Origin of the sequence: Xenorhabdus innexi, from assembly GCF_002632485.1 — a bacterium.
Taxonomy (GTDB): Bacteria; Pseudomonadota; Gammaproteobacteria; order Enterobacterales; family Enterobacteriaceae; genus Xenorhabdus; species Xenorhabdus innexi.
In genome coordinates, this window is the sequence record NZ_NIBU01000021.1 from 1 (window position 1) to 22,975 (window position 22,975).

General features: G+C 46.4%; 9 protein-coding genes and 1 pseudogene. 8 read left to right on the forward strand and 2 right to left on the reverse strand.

Annotated elements, in window-relative coordinates; all coding sequences use genetic code 11:
• Window positions 1-121 (forward strand): annotated as a pseudogene (locus tag Xinn_RS10395) (IS30 family transposase); the annotation flags it as partial.
• A 14-nt stretch (window positions 122-135) separates the two neighbouring features.
• Here Xinn_RS10395 and Xinn_RS10400 read toward each other — a convergent pair.
• Window positions 136-555: a hypothetical protein gene (locus tag Xinn_RS10400; RefSeq protein ID WP_099137649.1), complete on the reverse strand. Its 420-nt coding sequence runs from the start codon at window positions 553-555 to the stop codon at window positions 136-138.
• 380 nt (window positions 556-935) lie between these two features.
• On the opposite strand from Xinn_RS10400, the gene Xinn_RS10405 reads away from it, so the two are divergent.
• The 7 genes from Xinn_RS10405 (at window position 936) to Xinn_RS10435 (ending at window position 9,865) form a co-directional block, all read left to right on the forward strand.
• Window positions 936-1,520, forward strand: coding sequence for a GNAT family N-acetyltransferase (locus Xinn_RS10405; protein ID WP_244590182.1), 585 nt, complete (start codon window positions 936-938; stop codon window positions 1,518-1,520).
• A 692-nt stretch (window positions 1,521-2,212) separates the two neighbouring features.
• Window positions 2,213-3,424: an aspartate aminotransferase family protein gene (locus Xinn_RS10410; RefSeq protein ID WP_086956161.1), complete on the forward strand. Its 1,212-nt coding sequence runs from the start codon at window positions 2,213-2,215 to the stop codon at window positions 3,422-3,424.
• Between the two features lie 21 nt (window positions 3,425-3,445).
• Window positions 3,446-4,492 (forward strand): arginine N-succinyltransferase, encoded by a 1,047-nt coding sequence (gene astA, locus Xinn_RS10415; RefSeq protein WP_086956162.1) that lies wholly within the window; start codon window positions 3,446-3,448, stop codon window positions 4,490-4,492.
• Complete coding sequence (astD, locus tag Xinn_RS10420) at window positions 4,489-5,967, forward strand: succinylglutamate-semialdehyde dehydrogenase (protein WP_086956163.1); 1,479 nt, start codon at window positions 4,489-4,491, stop codon at window positions 5,965-5,967. Before astA ends, astD begins: the two co-directional genes overlap by 4 nt.
• A 102-nt stretch (window positions 5,968-6,069) precedes the next feature.
• Window positions 6,070-7,413, forward strand: a complete 1,344-nt coding sequence (gene astB, locus Xinn_RS10425; protein ID WP_086956164.1) for an N-succinylarginine dihydrolase — start codon at window positions 6,070-6,072, stop codon at window positions 7,411-7,413.
• A gap of 12 nt (window positions 7,414-7,425) precedes the next feature.
• Entirely contained in the window at window positions 7,426-8,400 is a 975-nt protein-coding gene (gene astE, locus Xinn_RS10430; RefSeq protein ID WP_086956165.1) for a succinylglutamate desuccinylase, read from the forward strand.
• Between the two features lie 46 nt (window positions 8,401-8,446).
• The gene (locus Xinn_RS10435) at window positions 8,447-9,865 is read left to right on the forward strand and encodes an amino acid permease (RefSeq protein WP_086956166.1); all 1,419 of its coding nucleotides are present in this window, start codon (window positions 8,447-8,449) and stop codon (window positions 9,863-9,865) included.
• On the opposite strand, the gene Xinn_RS10440 is transcribed toward Xinn_RS10435, so the two are convergent.
• Entirely contained in the window at window positions 9,812-22,969 is a 13,158-nt protein-coding gene (locus Xinn_RS10440) for an amino acid adenylation domain-containing protein (protein ID WP_483263816.1), read from the reverse strand. The genes Xinn_RS10435 and Xinn_RS10440 overlap by 54 nt on opposite strands.
• Window positions 22,970-22,975: the final 6 nt, after the last annotated feature.

Genomic DNA, 22,975 nt, shown 5'->3' on the forward strand with positions numbered 1-22,975 from the left:
CTCAGAGTTGGAGATAAATCTCGTGGCAAATCGATTAAATAAACGTCCTCGAAAAACGCGAGGTTATCAAACACCGAATGAGTTATTTAAAGGCATACCGACTCGTTTACTTCGTTCATAACGGTGTTGCACTTATTATGTGAATGCAAGAATTGTTTTTAATTGCGGCATGGCCTGTTCTGCCATTGTTTTTGCCGCCGGTCTTCCTATCAATGAATAGAAGCAGAAAACCGCAACCAATGATGCTGCGCCGCTGACAGAACGGAAAACGTCCTCCCGCTTGATATCAAACAAGGTATATCCGAGTAAGGAATAACTGAGCGTATAAAGATAATGATTCAATCCTGATACTAATAACAGAGCAATCACGACCCAGATACTCTGTGTACTATTGATAACCCTGAGAATAACTGAATAAATTGTTGTCAGTAGCACGGCGCTGCCAACTCCTCCCAGCCAGAACGCGGCATGATACAAAATAATCGGAATAATCATGCTCAGTATGACATCCCGTGATATTAAATAACGCCAGATGGATAAATGTGCTCGCTGCATGATTTACCTGATATTTAATTGAATACTATACGTATAGCCGGATTTGCTTATTCTGCAACAAATAAACAGTTTATTTATCTTATGCTGTAGTTCTAAACTTTTATTAAACATATAGTATGAATAACGCTATTTTTTCTCAGGCGGAAAGATGATTGTCATGTATCTCTCAATAATATAGCTGATATTAAATGTCGTTAATTTAGAGAAGGGATTTCACATTAGATTTATCATTGCCTTAGCCGGATAAATACATTAGATTGATGCGCGATTGTTTATTTAGTACTTTGTCGTAGTTCAGTTAAAAGAAGTTACTTTTGTTGTCCTGAACCGAATATATACCTAAAGTTAATTGGGCGTTAACAGGATAAAGGAGAATGAACATGAACGTCCGTGAGTCGAAAGAAATATCTGAAACCCAGCTGGCACGTTGTGTACAGACACTGAATCGTGCTTTTGATGGATATTCCTTAATGCGGCATTTTCTGGCAGAAGATGATCACGAACAGAGAGTGCGGCGCTATCAGGAGACTTTTCTTAGAAAAGTAGGTATGACAGTAGGGCATGTATGGGCTACTGATGACGGAACGGCTTTATCTATATGGACATCCCCTGATATTGAAGACGCAGAGGCTGTTTTTACACCATTGTCTGTCGAATTTGAAAAGATAGCAGGGGCGAGAGCAAACGTCATGCAGGCATCCGAAGCGATTATGGCAAAAGCACGCCCGGAATTTCCGTGCTGGTTTCTGGGGGCTGTGGCCGTCGATCCTGATTTTCAGGGAAAGGGGCTGAGCCGTGCAGTTATTGAACCCGGTCTCGAGAGAGCCGAACGTGAAGGGTTTCCTGTATTTCTTGAAACTTCTGATGAAAAAAACGTCAGGCTCTATGAACATTTGGGATTCAAAATTACGGCATCGTATCTGCTTCCCTTTAATGGCCCGATGACGTACGCAATGATAAGATAGCGGATATCATTGTGAGTTTACTCAGTGCAGAAATGTTAATATTATTCTGCACTTTTTTGTATTTCAGCCTCCTGAAAAAGTACATTATTCTGATTTAGTTTATTAACGGAAAGATCATCAGTGTAACCGGAGGTTGTTGAACTATCATCAGGTTAGTTTCTCTGAATAGTCATGATAATATCCGACATTTAATTAATATAGTTAATTGATTTTAAATGATTATATTTTCTTTTTTGTAAAAATTCGGATTTGCAAATATTTTTTAACACACCTTATTGTAAAATATCTCTTCAATAAGTGAATAATTATCAGTCAAAATGAGACTGTTTTTCGCCCTGTCTAATTTTATACCTCCTTTTATTTATTTTTTATGCAACGTTTGTGCATAAATTGCATAAAAAATCATTTTTATAAATTGTGAAAAACATCAAAAAAGTAAATTCATTGTGATTATGTTGTGTTGACTTTGTTAAAAATCAAAGAGATGATGCGATTAATTGTTAATCAGGTCAAACAATGAAAGGTACTAAAAGATTATTTTAGATTTCAGAGAAACATTGATTCAGTGAATGAGTCTGGCTGAAAATCAATAGAAATAATTAATGGAAAATATGGTTATATCCGTTAATTTAAAAACGCTTTATATTCAATCTTAATATCGCCTTTCTTGTTAATTTTCCGAGGTAAAACAAATGACAAAAGCAATTCAGAGAAGTTGGTTTGAACAGTATATGGTTCCTTGTTTCGCACCTGCTCCCTTTATTCCCGTCAAAGCCGAAGGCTCCAGAGTATGGGATCAAGATGGAAAAGAATACGTTGATTTTGCCGGAGGTATTGCTGTTAACGCATTAGGGCATGCCAATAAAGAATTAAAAGAAACATTAAGCACTCAAATGGAAAACCTTTGGCATATCGGTAATGGATACACAAATGAACCTGTCTTAAAATTAGCAAAAGATCTGGTCGAGAATACCTTTTCTGATAAGGTTTTTTTCTGTAATTCCGGTGCTGAGGCAAATGAAGCTGCACTGAAAATTGCCAGAAAATATGCGTTAGATAAATATGGCAGCCATAAAAACGAAATTATCTCATTTGAAAACTCTTTTCACGGCAGAACATTATTTACCGTAACAGTCGGGGGACAACCGAAGTATTCACAAGATTTTGCACCTCTTCCACAAGAAATTACTCACCTTCCTTATAACGATATTGAAACCATTAAAGCGCGTATTTCTGAAAAAACGTGTGCCGTTATTGTGGAGCCAATTATTGGCGAAGGTGGAGTGATCCCCGCAGACCCGGCCTTTATGAAGGCGTTGAGAGAGCTGTGTGATCAATATCAGGCATTGTTGATTTTTGACGAAATACAGACGGGTGTTGGCCGTACAGGTTATCTGTATGCCTATGAAGAAACGGGAGTTGTGCCGGATATTCTGACTACGGCAAAAGGATTAGGAGGCGGTTTCCCGATTGGTGCAATGCTGGTTAAGCAGCATGTTGCGGAAGTTTTCCAGCCGGGATCACACGGAACGACATTTGGTGGGAACCCTCTGGCAGCCGCCGTTGCCCATAAGGTGCTGAGTATAGTAAACCAGAAAGCATTTCTGGCCGGAGTACAGGAACGGCATCATGAATTTATCCGGCAGATGACCGCTTTGAACCAGCGTTATCAGGTGTTCAGTGAAATACGTGGTAAAGGGCTACTGTTGGGCGCAGAACTGACAGAAAAATATCAGGGTAAAGCTAAAACGTTGTCCAATATTGCTGCGGAAGAAGGGTTAATTGCCTTGATTGCAGGGCCGAATGTACTGCGTTTTGCTCCGGCCTTAAATATCGGGCAGCAGGAAATCAGCGACGGTTTTACCCGGCTTGAAAATGCCCTCAAGCGATTTGTTCAGGAATAACAGCAGGTTTGAGGTGATACCATGATGCTATTTAGATCCGTTCAACATAAAGATTTGGGGGATATCCTCGATCTCTCGTCTCGTGCAGGAGTGGGTTTGACGTCGTTGCCAAATAATCAGGAATACTTGGCGGCTCGGATTTCACGCAGCATTGATTCTTTTCACGATGCACGCGGGCGTTCACAACAGGGATTCTTGTTTACTCTGGAAGACACGGAAAAGCATCGTGTTGTTGGGGTGAGTGCATTGGAGGTTGCGGTTGGGCTGGAGGAGCCTTTCTACAATTACCGTATTCAGAGATCGGTGCGCTCATCCCGCGAATTAGGGGTTTACAATTCGTTTGAGACCCTGATTGTAGGGCAGGATCATACCGGATACAGTGAGCTGTGCACCCTGTTTCTTGACCCGGCTTACCATGGGGGTCGCAACGGTATTTTCCTTTCCAGAAGCCGATTTTTATTTATTTCCGCATTCCGTCATCTTTTTCCGAAAACTATTTTTGCGGAAATGCGCGGAGTGGTGAATGAACAGGGAGAATCGCCGTTCTGGAATGCACTAGGCCAACACTTTTTTAATGTTCCTTTTTCTCAGGCTGATTACCTGACCGGTATTGGCGCCAAAACATTTATTGCCGAACTCATGCCATTCCATCCGATTTATGTGCCCCTGTTACCGGAAGAAGCGCAGCGGGCTATCGGGCAGGTACATGAAAATACCGTTCCGGCGCGTATCATTCTGGAAAAAGAAGGCTTTTCCTATCACGGTATGGTCGATATTTTTGATGCCGGAGCCATTTTACAGGCTGAGATTGATGACGTGCGAACGGTAAAAGCAAGCCGACTGCTATCGGTTAAAAGAAGCGAAAAGGTCTCCAGACAGAGTGATGGCAGATTATGCATTGTTTCTAACCTACATTTTCAGGATTTTAAAGCGCTGCTGCTGAATATCCCTGACGCTATTGATAGTGATGAACTGCACCTGACCGATGCAGAAATGGATGCACTTCAAGTAGAAGATGGGGATTCAGTTCGCTGTGCTGCACTTTTTTCCGAGGAAACTTCACAATGAGTGATCAGGCAAATTACATTGATGGTAAGTGGGTAAGCGGGCAGGGTGTACAGGTAATCAAACATTCTCCCATTGATCAGCAAATCTTGTGGCAGGCACACAGTGCTTCTGTTACGCAAGTGGAAGAGGCTGGTCTGGCAGCACGCAGAGCATTTTCAGGCTGGGCAAAGCTGGCAGTTGAAAAGCGTATCGCCATTGTTCAGGCATTCGCTGATTTACTGGCTGAGGAAAAAGAAACACTTGCCCGTGTAATCAGTGAAGAAACCAGTAAGCCATTGTGGGAAACCCGGACAGAAGTTCAGTCTATGATTGGTAAAGTTGCTATTTCCATTGAAGCATGGCAGCAACGTACGGGGTATTCGGAAACGGTTATGCCGGATGGAAAAGCAATATTGCAGCATCGTCCTCATGGCGTGATGGCTGTTTTCGGGCCTTATAATTTCCCCGGTCATTTGCCTAACGGCCACATTGTTCCCGCTTTGATTGCCGGTAACACATTAGTTTTTAAGCCAAGTGAGTTGACTCCTGTCACCGCAGAAAAAACGATGGCCTTATGGATCAAAGCCGGATTACCAGCAGGAGTATTGAATCTCGTTCAGGGAGGCAGGGAAACCGGCGGTGCGTTACTGGACTGCCGCGAAATTGACGGAGTGCTGTTTACCGGCAGTGCAACCACCGGTTTTCATTTCCACCGCCTGCTGGCAGGCCAGCCGGAAAAAATGCTGGCATTGGAAATGGGGGGAAATAATGCCCTGATTGTCGATGATTATGATGATCTCGATGCGGCAGTTTATACCATCATCCAGTCTGCTTTTATTTCCGCTGGTCAGCGTTGTACCTGTGCGCGACGGTTACTGGTAAAACAGGGTGAAAAGGGCGATGCTCTGATTCAGCGGCTGACAGAAGCTGCTCGTCAGATAGTCCCATCCCATTGGGATGCTGAACCTCAGCCTTTTATGGGCGGCGTTATCTCTTTGGCTGCGGCAGAAAATATGCTGAATGCTCAGTCAGCATTGTTGGCATTAGGCGCTACTGCACTGCTGACGTTAACACAGCCAGATCCCCATTCAACCTTTATGACCCCCGGTATTATTGATCTGACTGGCGTAAGTCAGGTTCCTGATGAAGAATATTTCGGCCCTCTGTTGACTTTACAGCGTTATGACACCTTCGAAGAAGCTATTTCCATCGCGAATGATACCCGTTTTGGTCTGGCTACAGGGTTGATTTCACCTGATGAAAGTCTTTTCCTTCGGTTACAGGAAGAAGCGAGAGCCGGGATTGTGAACTGGAACAAGCCACTGACCGGCGCTTCCAGTAAAGCACCTTTTGGCGGGATTGGCGCATCAGGTAATCATCGCCCCAGTGCTTACTATGCTGCTGATTATTGTGCATGGCCAATGGCATCATTGACGGCGGATAAGTTGTCTCTGCCGGATGCACCAGCCCCCGGACTTGATTTTTTCCGCTCTTAATTTTTTCAGTCAGTTTTTTTCTGAACGTCAGTTTTTCAAAGAACAGCCGGTTGTCAAAGAATAGCCGGTTTTCAAAGAACAGCAGGGAGAACAGGAATTATTATGTCGGGAATTGAAGCAAACTTTGATGGTTTGGTGGGAATGACTCACCACTATGCCGGGTTATCAATGGGTAATGAAGCCTCGATAAATCACCGCGGGCAAAAATCCAACCCTCGTAAGGCGGCCTTACAGGGATTAACAAAAATGAAAGCACTGTCAGATATGGGATTAGTGCAGGGGGTTTTACCCCCGCAACAGCGGCCTGATTTAGCTACTCTGCGCCAGTTAGGGTTTACGGGAAATGATGCTCAGGTGCTGAATAAAGCGGCAAAATACTCACCATTGCTGCTGTCTAATCTCAGTTCTGCCTCTTCCATGTGGACGGCTAATGCAGCAACAGTATCCCCCTCCGCTGACAGTGCTGATAACCGGGTTCACTTTACGGTAGCAAATTTAAATAACAAACTGCATCGCTCACTGGAAAGTGTCACTACATCCAGAGCATTAAAAGCGGTTTTTTCAGATCAGAATTACTTTTCTCATCATGCGCCATTGCCTCAACATGCTGACTGGGGGGATGAAGGTGCAGCAAACCACAACCGTTTTTGTGGTGAATATGATGAAGCTGGTGTACAGCTATTTGTATATGGCCGCAGTGCTTTCCGCGGAGGCCCGGCACCAGAACGCTATCCGGCCCGTCAGACACTGGAAGCGAGCGAAGCTATTGCACGCTTACATCAGCTTGAGGAAAGTCAGACGGTTTTTGCCCAGCAGAACCCTATTGCGATTGATAGCGGCGTTTTCCATAACGATGTCATCGCTGTCAGTAACAAAAATGTGTTGTTTTATCATGAACAGGCATTTTTAAATCAGCAGTCAGTATTGGCTGAAATTGAGGAGAAGCTGGCACTCCTCGGTCAAAAGCTGATCCCTGTTGAAGTACCCGCATCGCAGGTATCTATGCAGGATGCAGTCAGTTCATATCTTTTCAACAGCCAGTTATTAAACTTGTCTGACGGCAGTATGGCACTGATTTTACCGGAAGAGTGCCGGACGAATACTCACGTATCATCATATTTACAGTCTCTGGTTGCGACGGATGATAGCCCTATTCGTCAGCTTCATTTCTTTGATCTGCGGGAAAGTATGCGCAATGGTGGCGGGCCTGCCTGCCTGCGTCTTCGGGTTGCCATGAAAGAAAAAGAGCTGGCAGCAGTCAATCCGGCAGTGCTTATGACACCCGATCTGTATCTGAATTTAACTGACTGGGTTGAACGTCACTATCGTGATTCTTTATATGCCGCTGATCTGGCAGATCCGCAGCTATTGACAGAAGTCTGTTCGGCGCTGGACGAATTAACCCAGATCCTCAGGCTTGGTTCAATCTATGAATTTCAGCGCTAATCAGGAGGACTGATGGATTTACTTTCTCCATTACTTGAAAAGAAACTAGCAAGTACACTCAGTTTTCCGCCTGATTTAGCTGCGACATGGCTGGCAGATGGTGTATTGCAGCTAATCCCACAAGAGAGTAAAAGCAGCACGCTGATCATTTCCGCAGGAATTCATGGTAATGAAACGGCACCGATTGAAATCCTGCTCCGGTTGCTAGCACAACTGGTTCAGGGGCATCTGTCGTTGCAACATAACCTGTTGTTGATCCTCGGTAATGTGCCTGCCATGCGTGAAAGTAAGCGCTATATCGATAATGATCTCAATCGCATGTTTGGCGGGCGGTATCAGAACTTCCCTTCTGGAAATGAGACGCAGCGGGCAGTTGAGCTGGAGTCTGTGATACAGCGTTTTTTTCAGGAGCCTGCGGTTATCGCATCAACACGGCGCTGGCATCTTGATCTGCATACGGCAATTCGTGGCTCCTGTCATGAACAGTTTGCCCTGCTTCCTTTCCAACAGCGTGAATATGCACCTGAGCTACTACAGTGGCTGGATGGAAGTGATATTGACGCGATGGTTTTCCATAAAAGTGAAGGCGGAACATTCAGTCAGTTTACCAGCCAATATTTTAATGTGGATAGCTGTACGATGGAAATTGGCAAAGTCTATCCTTTCGGGCAGAACGATCTGACTAAATTCAGCAATATCACCGCCGCCTTACAGAATCTGATTACTGGTACTTTTTCTGTTAAACGGCAAAAACCGGAAATAAAACGTTATCGTGTTGCTGATTCCATTATCAAACAGGACAACAGCTTCCGGCTTCATATTCCGCAAGATACAAAAAACTTCACAGCCCTGTCGGATGGTTTTGAAATTGCCAGTCAGGAAAACCAATCCTGGAAAATCGCTTCTCCGGCAAACTTTATTTTATTTCCTAACGCTAACGTTGCCATTGGGCTGAGAGCAGGTCTGCTATTGGAGCAAATAATCTGATTACTTCATATATCCCTATATAAAAATAAAACTGTGGAGGTTATTAATGGCGAATACGGTAAAAACATCTGCGGAGCAATCCGCAGGTGCGCAGACACTTCACCGTGGATTGGGAAAACGTCATGTCCAGTTAATTGCCATTGGTGGCGCTATCGGGACAGGTTTATTCATGGGTACAGGGAAAACCATCGCTGTATCAGGCACTTCAATTATTCTGACTTATCTTTTGATCGGCTTTTTTGCCTTTATGGTAATGAGGGCGATGGGTGAGTTATTGCTTTCCAAACTGGATTACCGAACTTTCGCTGATTTTGTTGCTGACTATCTCGGTGAAAAAGCCAGCTATTTTCTGGGCTGGACATACTGGATGAGCTGGGTAGTAAGCTGCATTGCGGATGTTGTGGTATGTGGCGGTTATATTCAGTATTGGTATCCTGATGTTTCTCTTTGGTTTACTGCGCTATTTATTCTCGGATTAATGTGTTTATGCAACTTTTTTTCAGTGCGCCTGTTCGGTGAGACGGAATTCTGGTTTGCGATGATCAAGGTTGTGGCGATAGTTGCGTTGATTATTGTTGGAATCGGCATGGTTGCTGTCAGTTGGACATCTCCAGATGGAGTGACTGCTTCCGTCCGCCATCTGACTGAGCCTGAGTTCTTTCTGCCTAATGGTGTATTTGGGTTTTTGGCCGGTTTTCAGATTGCCATTTTCTCTTTTACCGGTATTGAATTAGTGGGAACAGTCACGGCTGAAACGAAAGAGCCGGAGAAGATTTTACCGAAATCCATCAACAGTATTCCCATTCGCGTCATTATTTTTTACGTGCTTTCCATGATGTGCATTATTGCCGTGACTTCATGGCCTCGTATTTCCGCAGAAGTCAGCCCGTTCGTTACGCTGTTTGCGCTGGCGGGGTTACCGGCAGCGGCGGCAGTGATCAATTTTGTGGCGCTGACATCGGCAATGTCTTCAGCAAACAGTGGATTATATGCCTGTACCCGCATGTTATATGGCTTGTCTACTGAGAAATTGGCACATGGTTGGTTCGGGCGGCTTTCAGCAAACAGCGCAATTCCTGTTTTCAGCCTGATATTTTCTGTTGTTTGTATGGCAAGCGGTGTGCTTCTGCTGTTTATCATCCCCGATGTGATGAAGCTGTTTACCATTGTTTCCACTGTGGCTGCCATCATGGTTGTTTATAGCTGGTGTATGATATTGCTTGCGTATCTGGCTTACCGTAAAAAACGCCCTGACCTGCATGAAAAATCCATCTATAAAATGCCGATGGGCATTCCGATGACATGGTTTACCCTGATATTTTTTGCCTTCACAGTCGTAATCATGATCTTTGATTATGATACGCGTGTTTCGTTATATGGCACACCAATATGGTTTGTGATATTGGAGGTTTTATGGCGGATACGGAAAAAACGGCAACAACAGAAAATCGCTGTATCGCAATAAAGGCACCCGATTAACGCAGTGTGATATCGCAAATAAAGTCGCCAGTGGTGAATAAACCAGTGGATTACCCGTGGTTTCATGTATGAAAAATAACGGTGGCAAATCTCCTGCCGGGCTTAATGGTATTGGGTTAGCCTCGAAAATAGAAACCGGTGGATGGGGATGTTTACTCACCGCTATGGCCAGTTCACTCAGGGTTGGGTAAGTAAATAATGTAGGCAACGTAACTTCCATACCTTGTTCACGCATACGAGCCAGGAGCTGTGCTGCATTCAGTGAATGACCGCCCAGTTCGAAAAAATTGTCATGGCGACCGATATGTTCCAGCTTTAATAACTCCTGCCAGATCCCGGCTAATGTCGTTTCGATGTTTCCGAGGGGGGCTTCATAGCGCTGTGTCACCATGGCTGACAGGTCTGGTGCAGGTAATGCCTGTCGGTCAAGTTTACCGTTGGAAGTCAATGGAAAATGATCGAGTACGACAAAAGCGTTGGGTAGCATATAATTAATCAGATATTGCGCGAGTTGCCATCGCAATTCAGACGGTATTAATTTCGTATCCGGCTCAGCAAGTAAGTAAGCAACCAGTTTTTGTTCATCGGGTTGGTCGCCCAAAACCAGAACTATTGCTTCTTGTACACCGGGGCATTGCCTCAGTCTGCTTTCGATTTCCCCTAATTCGATGCGAAAGCCACGTAGCTTAATCTGAAAATCATTACGGCCACAGTATTCAATCTTGCCGTCCGGCAACCAGCGGCCGAGATCACCTGTTTTATACATTCTTGATCCCGTCTGCGAAGAAAAGGGGTCGGGGAGAAAACGTTCAGCGGTCAGGTCAGGCAGATTTAAATAACCACGGGCAACACCGGCTCCGGCAATATAAATTTCTCCGGTTACACCAAAGGGCACAGGCTGACCATTGGCATCAAGAATATAGATCCGGGTGTTTGCAATCGGACGACCGATAGGGGGTGCTGAGTTTTCCCGACTATTACACTGGTAAGTGGTTGCATAGACCGTAATTTCAGTTGGCCCATAAGCATTGATCATGCGCCATCCATCCGCCCAACGTCTGACCAGCGAAGGCGGGCAGGCTTCGCCGCCCACAACCAGCATTTCTAACGTCGCAGGGAGTGTATCCATTACTGTTAGTGTTATCGGAGGTAAAAGCACATGGGTGATGGTATGAGTCTCTAACGTTTTTAACAGGGCAGAACCGGGAAAAAGTGCAGCTTGCTCGGCAAGACAGAGGCTGGCTCCACTCAGCAAAGCCATACAGCACTCCCAGATACAGACATCAAAACCGGGTGAGGCAAATTGCAGAATACGACTGCTGGGAGATATTGCCAGCGTATTTTGTTGGTTATACACCAGATTGATCAGACTATGATGTTCAACCATCACACCTTTCGGTTGCCCGGTGGAGCCGGAGGTGTAAATCACATAGGCCAGATGGCGTGAATTCAGACCGCTGATGCGGCGGTTGGGATTTGAATCAGGGGCTTCTTTGAGGGTGAACAGTAAGTCGGGAGCATCCAGCAGTATGGCTGGCAAGTGATAGTCCAGTTTTTTCTTCAGGGTGGACTGGGTGAGCAGTGCCACGGGAGCCGCATCCTGAAGCAGATAACTAAGACGCTCTGAAGGAGTGACCGGATCGAGAGGCACATAAGCCCCACCTGCTTTCAGAATAGCCAATAATCCCACTATCATTTCCGGACTTCGTGCCACGCAGAGCGCAATGCGGTCATCGGGCTGAACACCTGATTCAATTAAATAATGTGCCAGTTGGTTTGCTCGTTTGTTCAATTCGTCATAAGTCAGACTTTGCTTGTTGAACACGATGGCAGTGGCTTCCGGAGTTTGTTTTACCTGTTGCTCAAACAGTTCGTGGATCAAAGCCCCCTGCGGGAAATCAGCCTGAGTTTTGTTGAAATCCACCAGTAATTGCCGGAGTTCTGTCGCAGGCAGCATAGGTAAATGGGCGATATCCTGTTTGCTATCGTTGGCAAATGCAGTTAATACATTTTTGAAGTAACCGGCGATACGTTGGATTGTCGGATATTCGAACAGTTCTGGGGTATATTCCAGATAACCATTCAAGCCCTCAGGTGTTTCATGCAGTGATAGCGTCAGGTCAAAAAGAGCACTTCGGCTTGTCTGTTCAATTGACGAAATGGATAAATCAGGAAGCTCAATATGCTGTGATGGCGTGTTGTTTAAACTTAGCATGACCTGAAAGAGCGGATGGAAATTCTGGCTACGAACGGGTTGCAGCACATCGACAATTTGTTCGAAGGGTAGAGCCTGATGTTCATAAGCTGCCAGTGTCTGTTTGCGAACATGGGCAAGAAGTTCTTCCACGGTATGACCGGATGTCAGTCTCACACGTAAGGGCAATACATTGATAAAAAATCCGATCAGTCCTTCAAGTTCAACATATTGGCGGTTGGCAACCGGTGTACCAATGATGATATCGTCCTGACTGCTGAGGCGGCTGAGTACTAAGCTCCAGGCGGCTAGCAGGATCATAAATAACGTTGAGTCATGACGTTGTTCAAGTATTTTCAGTTTATTCAACAAATTAATATCAAGGTGAATAGGGATCTGTTTGCCATTGTAAGTTTGTACCTGCGGGCGGGGTCGATCCGTGGGCAGTGTTAACAATGAAGGTGCATCCAGAAGTCGTTTACGCCAGAAATCAGCATGGAGAGTCCAGCGCTTTTCTTGCATCCATTTGTGTTGCCAAACGGCATAGTCGGCATATTGGATAGGGAGTGGGGATAATGGTTGTTCATGACCGTCAAGAGCAGCTTGATAGAATATACTGAATTCACGGAATAATATTCCCATTGACCAGCCGTCGGAGATAATGTGGTGTTGGGTAAGAATAAATATATGTTTATCATCAGCCAGTTGTATCAGCTTACCGCGAATAAGTGGTCCATCAGAAAGATTAAACGGCGTGAGGCGATCGCTTTCAACCAGTTCAGCAATACGTTGCTTCTGTTCTACTTCGCTCTGTGACTGAAGATCCAGATAAGTAAGGGTAAAACTGCTATCGGCAGCATCGATTAACTGGTAAGGCTGTTCATTTACCAGTACAAGGCGGGTGCGGAGTATTTCATGTCGGGCAACCAGATTATCGAAGGCGGCGGTAAACGCAGAGAGATTGAGCTGCCCCGAAAAGTGCAGAACAGCGGGAATATTATAAGAAAGGTTTGCAGCCGAACTGAGTTGGGTGAGAAACCAGAGGCGTTGTTGACCAAAAGAAAGTGGAAGTGGCTGATTGCGGTCAGCGATAGGAATAGCAATTTGGGTTTTTATCGGAAATTCGGGAAGTATAGCGGCTAAATCTGACAGGATCGGGTTAGAAAACAGTTGTTGTATGGGAAGTTCCCGCGCCAGTACCTGATGGATATGTGCAACTAGCTGGACTGCGGTTAGGGAATGCCCTCCGAGTTCGAAAAAGTGATCATTTCGACCAACACGTTCTAGTTTTAATAGTTCTTGCCAGATCTCTGCCAACGCTGTTTCTGTTTCTCCGATGGAATCTTCATAACCACGCGAAGCTATTGCAGATGAATCCGGTGCCGGAAATGCCTGTCGATCAATCTTTCCGGTGGCAGTCAGCGGGAAGGATTCAAGGCTTACAAAAGCATTGGGTAACATATACTCAGCCAGATGTCGTGCTAGCTGTTGACGTAATTTAGCCGGAATCAGAGTAACACCCGGTTGAGGGATAATGTAGGCAACTAATCGGTTCTGGTCAGGTTCATCTTCACGAGTAAGAACTGCTGCTTCACGTACACCATTACATTGCATCAGTCTGGCTTCAATTTCACCTAATTCAATCCGGCAACCATGTATTTTAACCTGAAAGTCATTGCGGCCGAGGTAGACGATATTACCGTCAGGCCGCCAGTATCCCAAGTCACCGGTTTTGTACATGCGTGCACTGGGATCAGACGAGAATGGGTTGGCGAGAAAACGCTCGCTGGTGAGATCAGGACGATTCAGATAGACCCGTGAAATACCTGCTCCGGCAATATAAATTTCGCCCGTGATGCCTATCGGGACGAGTTGAGCCTGAGTATCAAGGATATAAATTTGAGTATTGGCAATAGGATGACCAATCGGTGGATCACGCTCTTCCTGACTGTCACACTGGTAAAAAGCGGAACAGATTGTGGCTTCTGCCGGGCCGTACATATTAAATAATCGCCTGCCGGGCGCCCAGCGCTTAACCAGTGCCGCTGTACAAACATCACCACCCAGAATCAGGGTCTGCAATCTGTCGGGCAGCGTTTCCATTGCTACCATTGTTGTTGGTGCTAAAAAAGAGTGGGTAATGGCATGGCTTTCTAAGAAGTGCAGTAGCGGCGGGCCGGGCAGAAGTTCGGCAGAGCTGGCCATATGGAGACAGGCCCCTGTCACCAGTGTTGTAAGAAATTCTAACAGGCTGACATCAAAACCACATGAAATAAATTGCAGGATATGGCTGTCCGGAGTAAATCCCAATATAGTCTGGTGATCCATAATGGTATTACACAGACTGTGGTGTTCAACCATGACGCCTTTGGGCTGACCCGTCGAGCCGGATGTATAAATAACATAGGCCAGATGATAGGGTTTCACTCCCAGAGCCTGAGTATCCGGATTATCAGCCGGTATGCTTTCAGACATGTTTATAGAAACGTATTCTGGTATGTCGAGCAGAAGAGTGGGTACAGAGCTTGTAAGGCTATCAGCCAATGAGGTTTGAGTCAGCATGAGCACTGGGGTTGCATCTTCCAGTATATAAGCCAACCGTTCTGCCGGATAAGCCGGATCGAGAGGCAGGTAGGCCGCACCTGATTTTAAAATACCCAACAAACCGATGACCATTTCCAGACTGCGCTCGACACAAATAGCGATGCGATCATCCGGCTGCACTCCCAGAGTCATCAGATGATGAGCCAAACAGTTGGCTCGCTGGTTCAATTCATAATAACTCAGCGATTGTTTTTCGAAAGTCACAGCGATGGCATCAGGGGTGCGTTGTACCTGCGCTTCGAACAGTTGGTGGATTAGCTTATTTTGTGGGTAATCAACCTGTGTGGCATTGAAGTCTACTAACAACTGCTTGCGTTCACTGACGGGCAGAATAGAGATACGCATTATTTTCTGATGAGGCTTGCTTTCCAATGCTTCAATTAAACCCGCCAGAGCTGTTGTCATATAGCCAATCAGGCGTTTTGGGTCGATATCTGATACAGCCTGGGTATGTAACCGGAATTCTTCACCTAAATCATCGACAGCTAACCCAATGGGGTAGTGAGTTCTTTCCTGTGACTCTAACAGGCGTATGCCTTCCCAGACAGGGAGTTGACGGGAAGTGCCCGATTGACTATGGCGGTAATTTAACAACGAGTTGAAAAGCGGCAGAGGTGGAACGACATCACTGCAACGTTGCGCCAGTGCTAGTGATGCCTGTTCGTGTTCGAATAATTCTGTTAGATGACGTTGGCTGTTTTGCACAACATTCAATACACTCAGATCGGTCAGGCAAATACGTATCGGTAATGTATTGATAAAAAGCCCTAAACTTCGGCCAATTCCGGCGCTTCCCTGCATTCGTCCTAATAAGACGGTCCCGAAGACAACATCAGAACGTCCGCTGGTGTGTGCCAGCACCTGTGCCCACGCAACGTGGAATAACACACTGGGTACAATGCCATAACGGCTGGATTGTGTGCGAATCGCTTTACTCAGTGTGGTATCAAGAAATTGTCTGGCTTCTGTTATTTTTTTTCCCTCACCATGAATATTGAGTACTTCGAAAGGCGCGGTAGGAGCATCAATACCTGCGAGCATCTTGCGGAAATAGGTTTCATGAAATGATGGTGGCACATGCAGAGAATGAGCGATGAAGTCACGATAACTCATTGCCTCATTTATTTTTGCCTTGGAAGAATTAGCAGAGGACGGGGTTTCAGGATGGCCATTGAGCTGTTGGTGGATTTCAGTGAAGATCATTTCTAATGTCAGATGATCACCAATGAGGTGGTGGAGGGAAAGTGCCAACAACCACTCATTCCGAACGGGGTCATGCGTTATATCTGTGGAAATAAGCGGTGCATGGTAAATATCAAGACGGCGTTGCAACGGGTCAGTATGAGATAACAATTGTGATCGAACGTCTTGCTCATCGTAAGGCGCTGGAGGTTCGAACGTGGAGATATGTAATGGTGCCTGACGCCAGATGATTTGTACTGGCTGGGGCAGCTCCTGCCAACAGAGTGAAATGCGCAGTATATCGTGACGATCAATCACCTGTTGTAAGGCTATCAGAAAAGCGTCGAGACGTTCCCGGTTATCAAAAGCGAGTAATCTGCGTAACAGGTAGACATCTCCTTGTGTTTCCAGCAAATAATGGAACAGAATTCCTTCCTGTAGTGGTGAGAGCGGATAGATATCCTGAATATTGGCTGCCCCACCGGGAACGGTAGCAGTGATTGCTTCAATTTCCGATTGAGACAGCGAAACCAGTGGCAGCATATCCGGTGTGATGGCAGTACAGTTTTCAGGAATAAGATTGGGCGGTGCGATAAATGTATTCGTATCACTCTCAATAGACTGTATGGTTTCGGCCATTTCTGCCAGTATCGGTGAAGAAAACAGAGTACGGATATCGAGCATCAACCCCAGATTACGCAATCGTTTGATCAGGCTAACCGCCATAAGAGAGTGGCCACCCAGTTCAAAGAAATGGTCGTAACGCCCTACAGTTTCCAGTCCTAACAATTCTTGCCAGACGCCAGCCAGTATTATTTCTGTCTCGTTGACCGGAGTTTCATAGTTGCGGTTTACGGTGGCTTTCTGATCTGGATCGGGTAGCGCCTGTCGATCCAGTTTGCCGTTGGGGGTCAGAGGGAAAGAGTCAAGTACAACGAAGGCACTGGGAATCATATAATCAGTGATATGTTGCGCAAGTTGTTGCAGGAGTTGAGCCGGTTCAGGCTTTGCATTTGGTTCGGTGAGTAAATAAGCCACCAGACTCTGTTGATTTTCCTCATTTTGACGAACAATCACGGCAGCTTCGTGCACGCCATTGCACTGTACCAGCCTTGCCTCAATTTCCCCCAGTTCAATTCGGAATCCGCGAAATTTGACCTGAAAATCATTACGCCCCAGAAACTCAATATTACCGTCTGGACGCCAGCGCCCAAAATCACCGGTTTTGTACATGCGCGCACCGGTTTGAGTCGAAAAAGGATCAGGCATAAAGCGTTTTGCTGTCAGCTCAGGGGCGTTCAGATAACCACGGGCAACGCCGGTGCCTCCAATAAATATCTCACCTGACACCCCTATCGGAACAGCCTGCCCTTCAGTATCAAGGAGATAAATACAGGTATTGGCAATAGGTCGGCCAATCGCTGGCGCACTCTCTTCCTGACTATCACACGGGTATAAGGTAACGCCTATTGCGGCTTCTGATGGTCCGTATCCATTAAACATCTGTCTCTTTTCTGCCCAGCGCTTAACCAATGCCGATGAGCAGGCTTCCCCTCCGACCAGTAAGGCTTGCAGTGTGTCAGGAAGCATCTCCATATGTGCCAATACTGATGGTGGCATAAGAGTATGGGTAATAGCATAGTGTTCTAAGTAACGGTATAGAGCGGAGCCGGGCAGGATATCGGTGCGTCTGGCAAGGTAAAGACGCGCACCCGCCAGCAGTGTCATACAGCATTCCAGAATACAGGCATCAAAACTACTTGAGGTAAGTTGCAAGAGGCGGCTGCCCGGATTGAGTGCCAGTCTGGTTTTATGCTCTATAACGGTATTACATAAACTGTGATGTTCGACCATGACCCCTTTGGGTTGACCTGTTGAACCAGAGGTGTAGATGACATAGGCCAGATGTCGTGGATTCAAGCCAATTGCACGGATATTCGGATTATGGTCTGGCAAGGCTGCGTAATTAATTGTTCCGGCGTCATCGCTACTCAGCTTATCGGCGTTCAATAAAATGACGGGAACAGGGGAGTCCAGAGTTTCAATCAGTGTATGCTGAGTCAGCAGTGCCTGAGTCAATAATACAACCGGTTTTGCATCCTCAAGCATATATAGCAGCCGGCATATGGGATAATTCGGATCGAGCGGAACATAAGCACCACCGGCTTTGAGAATAGCGAGTAATCCCACCACCATATCCGGCCCGGACTCAACACAGAGGGCAACCCGATCATCTGGACGGACACCCAGTGTAATCAGGTGGTGAGCCAGCCGGTTAGCCCGTTTATTCAACTCGTCATAACTCACAGACTGTTCTTCAAACACGACGGCAATGGCGTCAGGGGTATTTTGTACCTGAGCTTCGAACAGCTGGTGGAAGAATGCTTCTTGCGGGAAGGTGTCTTGAACACCACTAAAATCCACTAACAATTGCTGACGTTCCGCAGCAGACAGAAGAGGCAGATGAGCAAGAGGTTGTGTTTCATCTGCCGTCATGGCAGTCAGTATATTTGTCAGATATCCCACCATACGTTCCACAGTCGCATGATCAAATAAATCAGATGAATATTCCAGACGACCCCGAAGACCTTTTCCGGTTTCAGTCAGAGATAATGTCAGGTCAAAATGCGTGCGGTTGTGTTCCTGTTCAAGCCGGTCAATGGACAGGCCGGGTAAGGCAAGAGCTTCAACAGGCGTATTATTCATCACCAGCTCAACCTGAAAGAGAGGGCTATAACTCAGACTGCGAACCGGTTGCAGAGCTTCAACCATCTGTTCAAACGGTAAATCCTGATGGGCATAGGCTGCCAGTGCTTGTTCCCGAGTGTGGGCAAGTAATTCCGTCACTGTGTGACAGGAGGCCAGTTTAATACGCAAAGGGAGAGTATTAGCAAAAAAACCAATCAGCTCCTCAAATTCAGCGCGCTGACGATTGGCAACCGGAGTGCCGATAACGACATCATTCTGACCACTAAGGCGAGCCAGCATATAACTCCACCCTGCCAGCAACACCATAAATAGTGTGATGTTATGACGTTGCCCGAGTTCTTTAAGTGCCGTCACTAAATGACTGTGCAGATAAACCGGTACGTAACTGCCGATGTAACGCTGTTCCCGTGGACGTGAACGATCGGTAGGCAGTGTCAGCAGGGCAGGTGCATCACGAAGTTGTTGCCGCCAGAAGTCAAGTTGGACAGTGAGAATATCCCCCTGTAACCATTGCCGCTGCCAGACAGCATAATCGGCATACTGAACAGACAATGGTGGCAGGGAGATCTCGTCACCACTCAGTATTGCAGAGTATATTTTTCCCATTTCGCGGATCAGTATTCCTTCTGACCAGCCGTCAGAGATAATGTGATGTTGTGTGAGGATCAACAAATGTTCTTCATCAGCCAGTTGTAACAACTGACCGCGAATAGCGGGTTCATTGGAAAATTCGAATGGTGTCTGTTTTTCGTATTCCAGTCGCTCAGCAATACCGTCTTGGCGCGAATTATTGTCTAATTTGCGCAGATCCAAATAAGACAGATTAAAGGTGCTGTCAGTGGAATCAATCTGCTGATAAGGTTCTCTGCCTGTCAGCACAAAACGGGTACGCAGAATTTCATGCCGGACAACCAGACGATTCAGGGTGGCAATAAATGCCTGATGATTAAGTTTTCCACAAAAGCGCAAAACAGCGGAGTTCTGGTAGGCCAGATTAGCCGCAGGATCAAACTGCGCGAGGAATAACAAACGTTGTTGTGCAAAAGAGAGAGGCAGTGGCTGCCTGCGATCTACAATCGGAATAACGTCATGGGGAATAACAGTTTGGGTGACGGTAGCTTGGGTAACTATAGAAGTGTCGGTCAGTAATGCCGCTAAATGAGTCAGGATCGGATGAGTGAAGATTTGTTGTAATGCCAGCTCCAGTTTCAAAGCCCGACGGACATGTGCAGTGAGCTGGACAGCGAGCAGAGAATGTCCACCCAGTTCGAAAAAGTGATCATACCGTCCCACTTTTTCTACCCTTAACAGCGCCTGCCAGATTTCCGCCAGTGTTGTCTCAATGTTACCGATCGGCTTTTCATAATGCCGTGTCCCAAATGAGTCCTGATCCGGCGGGGGTAATGCCTGTCGATCGACCTTGCCATTGGTGGTCAGAGGAAAACTCTCCAGCACGACAAAAGCACTGGGTAGCATATATTCGGCAAGATAAAGAGCAAGCTGCTGGCGCAGTTCAGCAGGAATTAATGTGGTATTGGGTTGGGGTTTCACATAAGCAACAAGGTGTTTTTCATTTGAATGGCCTTTATTTTGGCTATTGTTCTGGCTGTTTACACGGGCAATAACGATAGCGTCACGTACGCCATCACATTGACGCAACCGGATTTCTATTTCGTCCAGTTCAATGCGGAAACCGCGCAGTTTGACCTGAAAATCGTTGCGTCCCAGATATTCAATCGTTCCATCGGGTAACCAGCGTCCCAAATCGCCGGTTCTATACAGGCGGGCATCGGCTATTGTTGAAAATGGATCAGGCAGGAAACGTTCTGCGGTCAGTTCCGGCTGGTTCAGATAACCACGGGCAACACCGTTTCCGCCGATATAGAGTTCCCCCTCAACCCCCATTGGCACGGGTTCGCCATGCTGATCCAGAATATAAATTCGCGTATTGGCAATGGGGTGCCCGATTGGCACGTTATCAATAAAGCAGCTCGGATGTTGAGTATCAAAAATGGTGCAACCGACGGTAGTTTCTGTCGGGCCATATTCGTTGATAATGCGGGAATCCGGCGATAATTCGTTCCACAATGCTACGGTGTTGCTGGGTAGCGTTTCCCCGGCGACGACAAAACAATGTGCCGGACAGGTTCTTCCGGTAGCTTTCAGTTCCTGCCCTATAGCGGAGAAGTGGCTGGGTGTAATCTTGACTAACGCGCCGGATTTCAGAGAAAGCAGCAGGGGGAGGAGTTCGGTCAATTCCTGTCCGTCACGGAGCAGGTGAATTTTACCTCCACACAGTATGGGAAGGTAGAGGCTGGTGACAGTGGCATCAAACGCTAACGGCGATGACACAATACCATCCTGTTGCTGTTCAGTCAGACCATATTCCAGCGCCCAGAATAGGTAGTTGCAGACACTATGATGTTCAACCATCACCCCTTTGGGCTGTCCGGTTGAGCCGGAAGTATAGATGATATAAGCGAGATGATGTGGTGTCAGTCCCAGAGTATGGATATCAGGGTCATTGATGGACTCCGGGGAAATGCAGGACTGAGTAAAATCATCCAGTATTACCGTAGGAATAGTGCAGTTCAGCCTGTTTTTCACCGTATTCTGAGTGAGCAGTAGTACAGGGGCAGCATCAGCAAGTATATAGGCCAGCCGTTCAGTCGGATAAGTTGGGTCGAGCGGCACATAAGCCGCACCTGATTTGAGAATGCCCAGCACTCCGATGATCATGTTCAGGCTGCGCTCGGTGCAAAGGGCAACATGGTCATCAGGATGAACGCCCTGCGCTATCAAATAGTGGGCAAGATGGTTGGCTTGCCGGTTCAGTTCACGATAGCTGAGAGAGTGGCCTTCAAAGACCACCGCAGTGGCATCCGGTGAATGTTGTACCTGCATTTCAAATAGCTGATGGATTAATGCGTCTTGTGGGAATACTCTTTGGGTTACATTAAAATCCACCAGTAGTTGCTGATGCTCAGCAGCCGACATAAGCGGTAAATCAGAAAGGCACTGAGCGTCATTTTCCGTCATGGCGGTCAGTACATTTGTCAGATATCCCACCATCCTTTTAGCGGTCGTCCGGTCAAACAAATCTGAGGCAAACTCCAGATAACCATTCAGTCCTTTTTCGGTTTCAGTAAATGATAGTTTCAGATCGAAATGTGTATGGTTGTGTTCCTGTTCAATTAATGAGACTGATAAACCGGGTAATTCAGTTTGCAAAGGCAGGGTGTTATTTAATGTCAGCATGACTTGAAAGATAGGGTTGTAGCTCAGGCTACGGGCGGGTTGTATAGCTTCGACCAATTGTTCAAAGGGTAAATCCTGATGGGAATAAGCAGCCAGCGTTCGCTCACGGACATGCGCAAACAGTTCGGTCACTGTGTTACAGCAACCGGATTCAATACGAATTGGCAGGGTATTAACAAAAAAACCAATGATATTTTCCAGCTCACTGTGCTGGCGGTTGGCGGTAGGCGTTCCGATAACGATATCATCCTGACCGCTGAGGCGGGAAAGTACAATACTCCATCCCGCAAGCAGGATCATAAACAGTGTAATTTTCTGGCATTGTCCGAGGGTTTTAAGGGCAGTAAGTAAGTCAGCAGTAAGATGGATAGGGACTTTACTGCCAGTATAATGCTGTATTGGGGGGCGAGACCTGTCGGAAGGCAGGCTCAGTAAACTGGGTGCTCCCTGTAGCTGTTTCTGCCAGAAAGCAAGTTGCGCGGCTAATTTTTCTCCCTGTAACCATTTCCGTTGCCAGACGGCATAATCAGCATATTGGACAGATAAAGGCGGCAGCGGGTTGGGGATCGCAGTATGATTAAGTTCAACATGATAAAACGTCCTCAGCTCGCGGAAGAAGATGCCAACAGACCAGCCGTCAGAAATAAGATGGTGTTGGGTGAAAAGCAATACATGCTCTTCATCCGCTAATTGCAACAATTTAATCCGAATCAGCGGTTCACCGGTTAAATCAAAGGGGGTTTGTTGTTCTTGTTCAGTAAGTTCAGAAATACGTTTTAATCGAGCGGTTTCATCTAACTGACGCAGATCCAGATAACTCAGGTTAAAATCTGTGTCAGGAGGATCAATAACCTGATAAGGCTGCCCCTCGATCAGGATGAAACGAGTGCGCAGGCTCTCCTGTCGGGTAACGAGACAATTAAGTGCAGAAGTAAACGCCGGGTAGTCAAGTTTTCCAGATAGGCTGAAAACAGCAAGCTGATGATAGGCGAGCGCGGCTTTTGGATCGAGCTGAGTAAGAAACCACAGGCCCTGTTGGGCAAACGATAGAGGCAAAGGTTGATCTCTTGCGGTTGGCTCAATGACGGAAGACTGCTGAGTTCGTGAGCGTGATTTCAACTGTTCCTGAATTTTTTTCTCCAAGTTCAG

Bases quoted from the DNA above. Each gene is read 5' to 3' on its own strand.
- Xinn_RS10405 (WP_244590182.1), top strand. From the start codon at position 936: ATGAACGTCCGTGAGTCGAAAGAAATATCTGAAACCCAGCTGGCACGT.
- Xinn_RS10410 (WP_086956161.1), top strand. From the start codon at position 2,213: ATGACAAAAGCAATTCAGAGAAGTTGGTTTGAACAGTATATGGTTCCT.
- astD (WP_086956163.1), top strand. From the start codon at position 4,489: ATGAGTGATCAGGCAAATTACATTGATGGTAAGTGGGTAAGCGGGCAG.
- astB (WP_086956164.1), top strand. From the start codon at position 6,070: ATGTCGGGAATTGAAGCAAACTTTGATGGTTTGGTGGGAATGACTCAC.
- Xinn_RS10400 (WP_099137649.1), bottom strand. From the start codon at position 555: ATGCAGCGAGCACATTTATCCATCTGGCGTTATTTAATATCACGGGAT.
- astA (WP_086956162.1), top strand. From the start codon at position 3,446: ATGATGCTATTTAGATCCGTTCAACATAAAGATTTGGGGGATATCCTC.
- astE (WP_086956165.1), top strand. From the start codon at position 7,426: ATGGATTTACTTTCTCCATTACTTGAAAAGAAACTAGCAAGTACACTC.
- Xinn_RS10435 (WP_086956166.1), top strand. From the start codon at position 8,447: ATGGCGAATACGGTAAAAACATCTGCGGAGCAATCCGCAGGTGCGCAG.